Source organism: Collinsella sp. HCP28S3_E12, assembly GCF_052065595.1.
Taxonomy (GTDB): Bacteria; Actinomycetota; Coriobacteriia; order Coriobacteriales; family Coriobacteriaceae; genus Collinsella.
On the sequence record NZ_JBQHTS010000004.1, the window covers coordinates 26,439 to 39,785 of the forward strand.

6 protein-coding genes are annotated in these 13,347 nt (G+C 60.7%); 5 read left to right on the plus strand and 1 reads right to left on the minus strand.

The window, feature by feature from the left end:
* Positions 1–66 precede the first annotated feature (66 nt).
* The 5 genes from ACTNBY_RS02425 to gltA all read left to right on the plus strand — a co-directional run bounded on the left by ACTNBY_RS02425 (position 67) and on the right by gltA (position 6,214).
* Positions 67–1,053, plus strand: coding sequence for a ribose-phosphate diphosphokinase (locus ACTNBY_RS02425; RefSeq protein ID WP_441063231.1), 987 nt, complete (start codon positions 67–69; stop codon positions 1,051–1,053).
* Between the two features lie 747 nt (positions 1,054–1,800).
* Positions 1,801–2,637: a hypothetical protein gene (locus tag ACTNBY_RS02430; protein WP_441063232.1), complete on the plus strand. Its 837-nt coding sequence runs from the start codon at positions 1,801–1,803 to the stop codon at positions 2,635–2,637.
* A gap of 348 nt (positions 2,638–2,985) precedes the next feature.
* Positions 2,986–3,615 (plus strand): aminoacyl-tRNA hydrolase, encoded by a 630-nt coding sequence (pth, locus tag ACTNBY_RS02435; RefSeq protein ID WP_441063233.1) that lies wholly within the window; start codon positions 2,986–2,988, stop codon positions 3,613–3,615.
* Positions 3,616–3,974: 359 nt separating this feature from the next.
* A complete protein-coding gene (locus ACTNBY_RS02440) occupies positions 3,975–4,814 on the plus strand; it encodes a sulfide/dihydroorotate dehydrogenase-like FAD/NAD-binding protein (RefSeq protein WP_006235793.1) in 840 nt (279 codons plus the stop codon).
* A complete protein-coding gene (gene gltA / locus ACTNBY_RS02445; protein ID WP_154516684.1) occupies positions 4,805–6,214 on the plus strand; it encodes an NADPH-dependent glutamate synthase in 1,410 nt (469 codons plus the stop codon). Before ACTNBY_RS02440 ends, gltA begins: the two co-directional genes overlap by 10 nt.
* A gap of 325 nt (positions 6,215–6,539) precedes the next feature.
* On the opposite strand, the gene ACTNBY_RS02450 is transcribed toward gltA, so the two are convergent.
* Complete coding sequence (locus ACTNBY_RS02450; RefSeq protein ID WP_441063234.1) at positions 6,540–13,148, minus strand: leucine-rich repeat protein; 6,609 nt, start codon at positions 13,146–13,148, stop codon at positions 6,540–6,542.
* Between the last annotated feature and the right edge of the window lie 199 nt (positions 13,149–13,347).

Genomic DNA, 13,347 nt, shown 5'->3' on the forward strand with positions numbered 1-13,347 from the left:
CCCCGCCGCGCGGTTACAATGCAACAAGGCATCTATATGGCATTCGATATATAAAGGAGAAGGGTAATGCCGATTAATGATCCCGAGAAGTCGGAGAATATGCGCAAGTCCATCCGCGTGTATTCCGGTTCCTCCAACCGTCCCCTCGCTCAGAAGATCGCTGAGTACCTTGGGGTCGAGCTTTCGGGCCTTACGCTAAAGCAGTTCGCCAACGGTGAGATTTACGCCCGCTACGACGAGACCGTCCGCGGCGCCGACGTCTTCCTGATTCAGTCCGTGGCCGGCGGCAACGTCAACGATATGCTCATGGAGCTGCTCATCGCCACCGACGCTGCCAAGCGCGCATCCGCCCGCTCCATCACCGCCGTCATCACCCACTACGGCTATGCCCGCCAGGACCGCAAGGCCGGCCCGCGCGAGCCCATCACCGCCCGCCTCGTCGCCAACCTGCTCGAGCGCGCTGGCGTCAACCGCATCATCACCCTCGACCTGCATCAGGGCCAGATTCAGGGTTTCTTCGATATCCCGGTTAACCACCTGTCTGCACTGCCGCTGTTTGGCCAGTACTACAACGACATGCACTTCGACACCGACAACCTGGTTGTCGTCTCCCCCGACGTGGGTCGCGCCAAAGCTGCCAAGAAGCTCTCCGACATGCTCGGCTGCAGCCTCGCCATCGCCCACAAGGGCCGTCCGCGCCACAACGCCGCCGAGGTCATGGGCATCATCGGTGACATCAAGGGCAAGACCTGCATCATCAATGACGACATGATCGACACCGCTGGCACCCTGTGCGCCAACGTCAAGGAGCTCAAGGCCATGGGTGCCGGCGACATCTACGTGTGCGCCACCCACGGCATCTTCTCGGGCCCGGCCATCGAGCGTCTGAACGACGCCCCCATCGTCGAGTGCCTCGTCACCGACGCCATTCCCGTCGAGGTCGGCGGCAAGATCAAGACCATCTCGGTCGCCGAGGAGTTCGCTCAGGCCATCTCCGCCGTTTACCACGAGGAGCCCGTCTCCACGCTCGTCGGCGGCGACTTCGCGCTGTAATCCAGCGCGCAGCGCATCATCTTTGGTGTTTTTAAAGGGTCGGAGGCTCGCTTCCGACCCTTTTTTCTGCCCCTCGATAACCCGCCTTGGACAGTTAGTTCAGATTTGTATTAATTTGGGCATTCGTTTGGGCCATTTAATGTATCGAAAGCTCTCTTGCCGGCATAATTCCGCTCGATTCCTCCTCCCATGGATCTCTTCACCATGCCATTGGCCCCATTTTGCCCACCGAGTCCCTCAACAGCGGCAATACACCCCGGTCGCCTTGTACAAATCTGAACTAACTGTCCAGCACCCATCTCAGTAGATACCTCCAGGGCCAACCCATCACTCCATTCTCCACTTTTCCAAGGCATTCCGTATGATGTCGTTACCGCCCGCGGCGCGCGACGCCCCTTTGAGCGAAAAGAACGGCACGGCCATATCATTTCGCCAACGGCTTAGTACCTTATAGCTATGACAACCGTAATTTCACACCTCTCCGCCCTCCGCGCAATTCGCCGCGCTCGACGGGCGTACTCCGCCCTTCCCTGGGACGCCATCGATGACGAGCAACAGACACAAGCCCTCGTAGGTTGCGTTCCCAACAAGGACGCCATAGACTTTGCGGCCCTTGCAATACTTGACGCCTGGAGCGAAGACGACTCCGAGCGTCTAGACCTCTTTGTTGCGAGCGGCAGCAACAGACGACCCGACGGACGGCTCCTCCAGCACACCATCACCGCCCCTCTCCCCCAGGGCGCGATCATGCACATCGAAGCCGACATCTACGCAACGTCTCCCGCCATGACGGCCATGCTTTGTTCCAAAAATGAATCGATTGCCAAAACCTTGATGCTTCTCATGGAACTGCTCGGAACCTACTCACTTCCGCCCGAAGCAACTTACCCCATCGCCTACGACGACACGTGGCCCGAGGCCAACAGCTTCGAAACGATGGACGATCTCGATTGCCAGGGCGATCAACCGACACCCGAAAAGCAAGCCGAAACCCGCTACGAACAGGCGCACTACAAATGCGAGCCCGCCACAACCATCGAAGAGCTCGAGGCAGTCGCACGGTTTGCCAAAAGTAGTTCCTACGCCTCGTTTCGCACAGCTATCAAACTCGCCCGGGCCGGATCCGCATCCCCAGCGGAATCATTGATGTTCGCTGTCCTGGGCGCACCCATGCGCTTTGGCGGATTCGGGTGTTGCAGCCTGCCCATGGGAGGCCTGCTGCTCAACTATCGAATCGATTTCGACACCCTTGCGGTCAACATGTCCTCGGGCATCCCCTACGCCATCTGCGACTTATATTGCCCAGCAGCCGGAGTCGACAACGAATACAACGGAATTGGACATGAGCTTCAAAACGCTCGCATCCACGATGGCAATCGCAACAATGGCCTTAAGGCCATGGGTATCCACGTCCTGGTTATCAATCGTGACCAAATGAAGGACCTTGTTGCACTCGAAGCCTTCGCCCAGACGATGCATCGACTTGCGGGAGTTCGATTCCGCTACCGCATCAAGGGTTATCGCAAGCGTCAGGCCACCTGGCTCAACACCCTGCGGGCCGGAATCGGCCTCGCGCCGGTCTAAAAGACTTTTACCCAGTGTTACCGAGCATGGCTGGACAGTTAGTTCAGATTTGTATAAACAGACGGCTCATGTCGAGGTGGTTTGCCGCCATCCCGGCGCCAATCACCTCATTTGAAGACTCAAAAGATCTGAAATAGCACAAATTGTGCTCCCCAAAGCGCCGTGACAGTTCCGTGGCCCCGATTTTGGCAGTCAAAGATCTCTTGGTTTATACAAATCTGAACTAACTGTCCATCCCGGCTTCTGACGACTGTCCAAACGCCCTCATGCAGCCTCAATCACCCTCCATTTGACAGCAGCAACGGGGTCGCTCACCATAGCAGGCGACAAATCGATGAAAGGAAGCACATGGCAGCTGCACAGCCGCTTAAGATTCGCATGGTTGCCGGACTCGGCAACCCTGGCGATGAGTATGCCGAGACCCGCCACAACGCAGGCTTTAAGGCGATCGACGAGCTGGCGCGTCAGGCCGGCGTCACGTACTGGAAAAACCAGGCCGGCGCCGAGGTCGCGCTCATCAACATCAACGATCCAGAGGAAGAGGGCGGCAAGCGCCAGATTGTGCTGGTCAAGCCGCAGTCGTACATGAACACCTCGGGCGGCCCCATCTCCAAGCTTTGCCGCGAGTACAAAATCAAGGCCGAGGAGCTGCTCGTAATCCACGATGAGCTCGACATTCCCGCCGGCGACGTGCGCGTCAAGGTGGGCGGCGGCCACGCCGGCCACAACGGCCTGCGTTCCATCATCGACAAGATGGGCAGCCGCGACTTTAGCCGCATCCGCACCGGCATCGGCAACCCTCCCGGCAAGATGCCTGTCGCCGACTACGTGCTCAAGCAGCTGCGCGCCCGCGAGGCCGAGGACTTCCAGGACACCTGCGCTCGCGCCGCCGACGCCGCCGGCCTGGCGATTGTGCACGGCGTAATCTATGCCCGCGACCACGTCAACGGCTCCGCCTCTGCCAACGGCAAGCACTAAAACCTACCAAAAAGGGATGTTTATTTTGGCAGGTTTTATATGCGAAAACGCCGCAGCGACCGCATCGCAATAAACCCTATGCCGCCATACATACCCAACACCTCAAAAGGGGCCGGCCTCACCGATATGCAAGGCCGGCCCCTTTTGTCGTTTTATCTGATAAAACCCGCCAAAATAAACCTGTCTCTTTGTGCTGGATTACTTTTCCCGCCTGCCAAAGATACACGTAAGCAACATGTCCATGAGGGTATAATTTACACTGTATGTCTGCACAACGCCTGTGCGCGTACGGTTTTATTCGGGCTGCCGTCCATTTCCGTGGAGGCACGGTTCGGTTGCCCTAACAAGAGAGGGGTTCTATGTATAAGATCCTGGAGAAGACGCAGTTCTCGGAGAAGGTGTTCAAGTTCCGCATCGAGGCGCCTGCAATCGCCAAGCATGCGCACGCTGGACAGTTCCTCATGGTTCGCGCCAACGAGACGGGCGAGCGTGTCCCGTTTACCCTGGCCGGCTGGAACGGTGACGAGGGCTGGGTCGAGTTCATCTTCATGGTGATCGGCAAGACCACCGAGATGCTTTCCACCTACGAGGCCGGCGAGTCGCTGCGCGACGTCGTGGGCCCGCTGGGCGTTCCCACCGAGATGGCCGAGGGCCCCTGCGCCGTCATTGGCGGCGGCGTCGGCCTGGCAATTGCCTTCCCGGTCGCCAAGCACCTGGTCGAGACCGGCCACGAGGTGCACGCCATCATGGGCGCTCGCACCAAGGACCTCCTGCTCATGGAGGACCAGTTCCGCGAGCTCCTCGACGAGGACCACATCCACATCACCACCGACGACGGTTCCTACGGCGAGCAGGGCGTTGTCACCGCTCCGCTGGAGCGCCTGCTGCAGGACAAGGCCGTGAGCCAGGTCTTCTGCGTCGGCCCCGTTCCGATGATGAAGTTCTCGACCCTCACCGCCCAGAAGTACGACACCCCCATCACCGCGTCGCTCAACCCCATCATGGTTGACGGCACCGGTATGTGCGGCTGCTGCCGCGTCGAGGTGGGTGGCGTGACCAAGTTTGCTTGCGTCGACGGCCCCGACTTCGATGCCACCCTGGTCGACTGGGATGACCTTCGTGCCCGCCAGGCCGCTTACCGTTCCGAAGAGGGCGAGTCCCTCAAGGCCTATGAGGAAAAGAGCTGCGCATGCCACTAGTTAACGGTCGTTTCGTTGCCGATATGAAGTCGCCCCGCACCCCCGATAACGAGGAGCCGGCCGCCGAGCGCGCCTGCGACTTCCGCCCCGTCGACAAGGGCTTCACCGAGGAGATGGCGCTGGCCGAGGCCGAGCGCTGCCTCAACTGCAAGAAGCCGTTCTGTGTTGAGGGCTGCCCCGTCAACATCAACATCCCCCGCTTTATCGAGCAGATCCGCGAGAAGGACTTTGGCGGCGCCCTCGATACCATCCGCGAGGACTCCATGCTTCCCGCCATCTGCGGTCGCGTCTGCCCGCAGGAGAACCAGTGCGAGGGCAAGTGCATCCGTGGTAAGAAGTCCGAGCCCGTGGCCATCGGCCAGCTCGAGCGCTTCCTGGGTGACCGCCCCGAGCTCGCCTCCACGCCCAAGATGGCTCCCAAGAACGGCAAGAAGGTCGCCGTCGTCGGCTCCGGCCCGTCCGGCATCACCTGCGCCGGTGAGCTCGCCCGCAACGGCTTTGACGTTACCGTCTTTGAGGCCTTCTTCACCGGCGGCGGCGTGCTGGTCTACGGCATCCCCGAGTTCCGTCTGCCCAAGGCGGTCGTCAAGCGCGAGATTGACGGCCTTGAGAACATGGGCGTCAAGTTTGAGTACAACTCCGTCGTGGGCAACATGGCCACGGCCGATGAGCTGTTCGAGCAGGGCTTCGACGCCATCTACGTGGCGACCGGCGCTGGCCTGCCCAAGTTCCTCAACGTCCCCGGCGAGAACCTGCCCAACGTCTTCTTCGCTAACGAGTACCTCACCCGCGTGAACCTGATGAAGGCCAACAAGTTCCCCGAGTACGACACCCCCACCAAGCATGGCAAGAACGTCGTCGTCTTTGGCGGCGGCAACGTGGCTATGGACGCCGTCCGTACCGCCAAGCGCCTGGGCGCCGAGCACGCCATCATCGCCTACCGTCGTACCGAGGACGAGATGCCCTGCCGCCGCGCCGAGCTGCACCATGCCAAGGCCGAGGGCGTCGAGGTTCTGCCGCTCGTCTCCCCGCTCGAGTTTGTCGCTGGCGAGGACGGCTCCGTGTGCGCCGTCAAGGTCCAGAAGATGGAGCTCGGCGAGCCTGACGAGTCCGGCCGTCGTCGCCCGGTGCCTATCGAGGGCGCCATCGAGGAGATTCCCTGCGACGTCGCGATCTCGGCTATCGGCACCAACGCCAACCCCTTCGCTGCCAAGATCGGCGGCAAGATGGAGCTCAACAAGTGGGGCTACATCGTTGCCGATGAGGAGACCGGCCAGACCACCGATCCCCGCATCTGGGCCGGCGGCGACATCGTCACCGGTGCCGCTACGGTCATTCTGGCGATGGGCGCCGGCAAGAAGGCCGCCGCTTCGATCACCAAGAGCCTGCTGGGTGAGTAGTCACCTACAGCGCTAACCACCAAACGGCAAAGTCCCCGTCGGGCATACGCCCGGCGGGGACTTTTTCTATGCCGGCTGCCCGATCACCATAAAGGGAACGGGCACCTTTGCGGTGGTTGAGGACCTGGCCGGCGAACCGATTCCGACTTTCATCTCAATCTGTAACACTTAGAGACCAAATCCCTCGCTACGTGTTACAGATCGAGACGTTAGGTTGGCGGCCGAACAGTTCATCTCAATCTGTAACACTTGGAGTCCAAATATCTGGCTCGGTGTTACAGATTGAGATTTTGCTAAAGCCGAGGATGGGCGCCGCCGCCAAAACCTAGCGCTTGCGGCGCTTGGTCGCGGCGATGCCGGCGGCGGCTACGGTTGCGCCGGCGATGCCTAGGGCGGCGACCGTCATCACGGCGGAGTCACCCGTGCTGGCAAGCTCCGTACCACCGGACTTCTTGCCATTCTTGCCCTTACCCTTGGACTTGTCCGTCGTCACCGTGGTCGTCGTCGAAGCCGAGCTGCCCGCAGGGACCCCGGCCCCACCAGAGCCGTCCGCACCACCGCCCTGCTCGCCGCCGCCAGGCGTCGGCTCCGGCTCGGGCGTCGGCTCAGGCGCCGCCTCATCGGTCACCGTAATCGTAATGTTCAGACGCTCGGAATACTCGCTGTACGACATGCCAGGACGCTGTGCCGCAATGCGTACATACATGTTGCTATCGAGCGCAATAGGCTCGGTGTACTTTACGCGGCCTTCGTCACGGCAGGGGCAGGTGTCGTTGGTGGTGTACCAAATCGTCGTGCCATCCTCGGCCGAAAGCTCTAGCTTCGTGCCCTTGGGCACTGTAATGTAGTTCTCCTTGGGCGACCATGCACCAAACGTCGTCGCACCAATCGTCGCCACCGGTCGCGCCGGTCGCACCGCCTCGGCAGACACGCGAACGTCGACCTGCTTGGACAGCGCCGTGCCGTCCACCGCCGCCGTCAACGTCGTCAAACCAGGCAGAGCGCCATGCAGCACAAACGTCGCCGCGCCGTCCTCGCCCGTCACGGCCTGGGTGGCATCGACAGAGCAGATAGCCGAGGACTCCAGCCCAACACTAACCTTGGCGCCCGCAAACGGCTTGCCCGCCTTATCGGTCACGTGCGCCACCAGCTCAAAGTCACTGCCATCAAGCATGGTCACGGCCTGCTCCACGTTGAGCTTGAGCTTGTCGGCACGAACGCCCACGACAAGCTCTCCACTTGCCCAGCGCTCCATGGCCGTGCCGGCGTAGTTGCGAGCACCGTCGAGCTCAAGCGCCACCGTCGAGCCCGCCTCACACGCATCGGCATAGCGAATACGCAGCACGCGCGACAGCGGCTTGCCATTGGGATCGTCCTGCTTGTCGAGCCACGTATACGTCACGTCGCCCAAGCCCTGCGCGCACAATGCGGCCAGGGCATCGTCGCTCGCATCCATATACTGCGCAAACTCAACCTCGATGCAATCGGTATAGGCATGGGCCGAAACCACCTCGGGCGCCGCCGTCGACACCAAGCCAATGTTCACCTCAGTCTGAATCGGCGGCACGCGCAGCCAAGCCGAACGCGCTTCCTCATACCCGCCCTTGGTCACGCGCACCTGATACCAGCCGGTCGGCGTATTCCAGTTGTATGCACCGTCCGCACCCGTTGCAAGCGGATTGTCCTGCTCATACTCCTCGGCATCCCAACGCACTTCATTGGTACCGGCCGCATCGTCGGCGCTCCACAGCTCAACCGTTGCGCCTTCAACCGTATTGGACAGCAGACCCTCGTACACCACGCCCGCAGGGTCGGGTGCTGCCTTGGCAGCCACATTGCGATAACGCGCCTCGAAGATCGACTGCATCTTCTCGTCCGAGATCAAGCCATCCTTGTTGGCCTTGTAGACCTCGGCATCGGTCAGCTCGCCCCAGTTGACCGTAATACGATTCTGACACGCGCGCTCCACCTGCTCGCAGGCAACATCGTAGGCGCATTCGGCATTGGTCAACTTAACCGCGCGCTCCGAGCCCACGCTCGTCGAGGCCGCATCATAGGCGGCGCCCACCACGGTACCCGCCGAGCCAGCCGTTAGCACGCCGGCGATCGTCATAATGGAGCCCACCGCCACATCGGTACTATCGTGGCAGAGCTGGCGATACAGCAGATCCTCAAACGCACGCGCCTTCTCCATGGCGTCACGCAGCGCGTAAATGCACTTCCAGTCGTCCTCGGTCTTCTCGGGCTTGGCAAGCAAGCGCGTATGCTGAAGCTCATAGCCCTCGCGCTCGCCCTTCACCTTCTGCATACGGACGTTCACGTTCTCCCAGTTCTTGCTGGCATCGTTCACGCCGTAAATGCCGGTAAAGACGCCGATACCCTGGGTCGCCGCGGGAAACGCCTGTCCGGCCGCCTTCCACGCATCGGTCTTAAAGACCTGTCCGAACATCTCGCACTCGATCTTATAGCTCTTGAGCGAACGGATCGTGCGGATGAGCTTCATATGGGCGCTCACGTCGCCGTTGCGTTTCCAGGCCATGAGCCATCCGCGCACCTTGGAGTTGTTGAGGCTATGGACCACATTCCAGTTGTCGTACAGGTTGTCCAGAATATCGCACTGCATGGCGATCGAATTAAACAGAAGCGCCTGGTTCTTGTTGTTATTGGAGTTCTCGATAAATTCCGACTCTATATAGGCCGTCTGCTCGCCATCGGGCGCGGCGACCTTAAAGCCCTTGATGGTATCGTCGTCAGCCGCCTTGTAGCTCAGCGAGCTGCCGAGCGCCTGGCCCAAATCGTTAAACCCGCTCGTCGACTGGCCGTTGTATTCGCTGGCCTTAATGCCCGCACACTTGTTGAGCGCCGCAGCGGTTGCGTCATTCCAGCTTCCGTATTGGTTGAGCCGGCCGATACCCATCGACTGGCCCACCAGATCCTCGGCCTGCTGGGCGATAAACTCCGCTCGCGATGCATGGTCGACGAGCTCCTTGATGGCGGCCGCATCCGCAGGGTTCGCACCCTGGGCCGCCGCGAGTTCCTGATACCAATCCTCGCTGGTGCCGTAAGCATCCTCAAAGATCATCTTGTCCACATTGACGCCATAGCTGTCGCCCTGCTGGGTCAGCAGCGCCGCCGACCCGCCGACCGCGGCCTTGAGCTCAGCCGCAAACTGCGCGGCCTCCTCGTTGCCAGCATCATCGCCCTCGCCGTCGCTGGCGGCAGGGGCGCGACGAGCCTTGCGGGCAGCTCCACCTTGGGCTTCGTCCTCTTTACCGTTCTCGTCCTCCTCGGCAAACGCATCGGCGACCATCCGGTCAATCGCGTCGTTAAAGGCCTCGTCGACATCATTAAACGAGTTATCCATCATATACTCGCGCCACTGCTGCACGGCATTCGAGAACTCCTGCTGGCGCTCCTCGGCCGCGGCGGAATGCTTTTTGGCCGAAGCTTTGGCGTCAAAACTCAGCATGGTCATAAGCTGGGCATTGGAGATGCGGTAGGTCTGCGGCATAAAGATCTGCTCAAAGTTGCCGCAGTTCACATAGGTCGAGTCATTCGCCTTGTTAAACTCGTCGAGCAGCTTAAGGTAGCCCTCGTCCACATACTCCGCCACATAGCGCACACGGGTGCCCTCGCGCGACTTTTGAGTCAGAGGAATCGTCACCGTCTTGCCATCCACGCAGTCCACGTACAGGTCGAGCGTGTCGGCGGCCTCTTCGTTTCCCACCTCGAGCGTGATGTCAAAGGTCCAGTAGGCGTTCTTCTTTTGTGGCAGATGATGGAAGGTCCACAGGCTCTTGCCGGTGTCCTTGCCGTCCTTGACCAAGTTTTGCGTACCGCCACGATACGTCACATCAAAGCTCCAGACCGAAGCGCTCGGAACATAGCGCACGTAGTTGCGAGCCGTCACCTCTGCGGCAGCGGCGGCAACATCGGTCGAGCCCACGCGCGCCTCGAGCGTCACACGCTCGGCGGCAAGCGTATCCTGCGGCAGGTCGTATTCAATCTTGGCACGGCCGAGTTTATTGGTCTTGCCGGTGTACTTTGCAGCCGACGAGCCCGTCCCCACGGTGAGCTGCACGCTCTTGCCCGGCGCTGCATAAACGTAGGCCACATTGCCCAGCAGGCTGTGAACGTCGGTGTTGTCGACCTCGATGCGCGATCCGCTAACCTCGAGTGTGGTGCTTCCCAGCGGCAATGTCACCTCGCCCAGCGTAATGAGCGGCGAGATGGCATAGGTGCCCGAGGACTTAGGCTTAAAGCGCACAAAAACATCGGCGCCCGCGCTCTTCTTCATATCGAGAACGAGGTTGTCGCCCTCCCAAGTTGTGTCAGCCCACATGGCATCGGAGCTTGCGCCGGCTTCGCGAGCGCCTGCGGACACATCCTCGACGGCATCCTTGGCAAGCGGAATCTCAATCTTGGCAGCCTGGCTGTCCTTGAGCTCGTAATGAATGCGCAGCTCGGTCTCCACGCCAACGACCGCGGACGAATCAGCGATAACCGAGCCCGCCGTCAGCCCGCGCTCGGCACGATACGTCTCCACGTCAAACGTCGGCACGTCGAGCGTCACGTTGAGCTGCTTGCCGTCCTCGATCTTCACCTGTTTTTGCGCGATATGCTTACCCACGGTCAGTCCCAGGCGGCTAAACGTGGAATAGCTCGTCGCTTGGATGTCGTAGCTCGTCTTGTTAAAGGCGACGATGGTGTACGAACCGGCCTTAAGGCGCGGCGTCTCGGCCTTCATGATAGGCGTGGTGCCATCGTCTTCGTAACCCATCAGATAGGTGACGCCGTCGGCGACTAGCCTGCCGTCGGACGTACGGAACACCAGCACGCGGTTGGCGCCCTGGTAGTCGCCCTTGGTCGTGACCGTCGCCGTGCCCCAGGGCTTCAAGTCGATATCGACCTTGCCGACCGAAGGCTTCACCGTCGCCGTCGCCCCACCCAGCTTGAGGCTGTCTTTGGGCTCGAGCGTTATCTCCAGATCCTGGTCCGCGTCGGCAATGGCCTGCGACACCACGAGCACTGTGCCCTGGATACGGTAGTCGTTTTCCCTGTCGCCCTTGGCGGGTTTAAGCGTCTTGCCGCCGCTCTTCACCGTCAGATCGATGTTATCGAGACTATCGAGCTCAATGCGTTCGGTCTTATCCTGGCCTGCGACCGGTTCGAGATAGCCCACGTTGAGCTCAATCGCACGCGAAGCCGGAATCTTGGTAAAGTCCTCCGCCTTAATCTCCCCGATATTCCATGTGCCCGTCATCTGGTCGCCCGGGCGCGCCATCACCATGTCATAGTAACCGCTGAGCGAAATGCGCAGCGTTGCTGCCGTCTTGGAGAGGACGTCGGCAGCAACGGAGCCGTCGTCGCCAACCGTCAACGGCGTGGACTGCCCCGCCTGCACGAGCACGGCCGCCGCGCCCTGGGGAAGTTTGCCCGTGATTTGGGCGTCCTCGCCCATCCACTCAAAGGTATAGGCGGGACGCGTTGGGTCGGCCGAGTCCATGCGATCGGCGACGGCATCGGCAATCTTCTTGATCATCGAGGGGTTGCCCGCCGAGTCCGTCGCATAGGCATAGATGGTCTGGCCCTCGCTAAAAGGCATCAGGTAATCGACGCCATCGATCGTCACGTTGTTGGTGTACAGGCCCGCCTCTTCGAGCTTGATGTCGGGATTCATGACGCGCAGGGTCACCGCATTGTGGTTGGTGGTCGAGGTGCCGGCGCTGCTGGTATTACGCGTGTTGTCGAACGGCTCCAGATCAATCGACTGCACGCTCTTGGGCACAACGATTTCCTTACCGGCCAGCGCGGGATCGAGGTAAGTAAACGCGTGCGCTCCGATATATTTGACGCCATCGCCGATCGTCACCGACGACACATGCGAGCACCCGTCAAAGGCATAGCTCTCAATCCGCTCCACCGTGCCCGGCACGTTGATCTGCGTAAAGGTGAGTACCGTTGTGTCCGAGACATGGAACTGCGGCACGCCGCAATTGGCGAAGGCACGATAGTCGATAGTCTTAACCGAAGGCGGCAGCGTTGCCACCACATTGTCGTCAAGTTGCTCGCAGCCCTCAAAGGCCTGCTCGGGAATCGTGGTAAAGGCCGCGTTGTTGGGCCAGGTCACCGTCTGAAGTGTCTTGCTCCCGGTAAACGCATTCCAGCCCAACTCCTCAACCGAATCGGGCAGTGCGATTTCCTTGATGCTGCTGCCGCCCAAGCCGCCAACCGAGCGGACATGCGAATTCGAAGCGAAGGTAATCGATGTGAGCGCAGCGCTTCCCATACCCGTAAGGCTTACGACATGCTTGCCGTCGATGGTCGAGGGGACCTCCAACGTGGTAATGCCCGCGTCGCCATACTTGATAGAAATTTCGTTGGTGAGGCTATCGATCGAGAAGTAGTACTGCGCGGGGGTCTGCTCGCCGGCCACGTAGCCATCGTCGTCTTCGCCCTTTACGCCCGTGGCGCCCTTAGAGGTTGCCCAGAGTTCAAGTTTCTCGTTCCAGGTTGCCTCGGCACCGGAAGCCTCCTCTTGCTTCTGCTGCTCGGCGAGTTCCTTGCCCTCGACAAGATCGGTGGCGAGCGCACCCGCAGGTGTGCTCTCGGTCTGCCCGGCGCCCGTCAGGCCCGCCGCCGATGCAATCTCGGAAGCCGGGGGCGTAGGGGTGTCACCGGTATCGAGCACTGTGGGGTCGGCAGCGCCGGCATCGGGCGCGGGGTCGGCGGAAGCAGAGTCTGGCGTTTGGGCGTCAGCCGAATCGGCGGGGGCGGCGTCGACTGCCTGGCCGTTATCCGTCTGCACAAAAGTGCCGTCGGTGGTGAGGGTCTCGGCAAACGCGCCCGCGGGCAACGAACCCGTCACCATGGTGAGGGTCACCGTGGCAACCGTCAGCCGGCGGCAAAGCGCTCGAGCAGTAGTCCACCTCATGGTCGTTCCTTTCCTGAAACCAAAAGTCATCCAGCGTAATCGTTGTCCAAAAACAAAGCGAACGGTAGGTTCATATATACGAACCTACCGTTCTACCTGCGCAAACCACCAAAAAGGGGAAAGGCACCTTTGTGGTGGTTCTGGACTTGGCCGGCCAGTTTGTCTCAATCTGTAACAGTTAGAGGTCAAATTCCCCGCT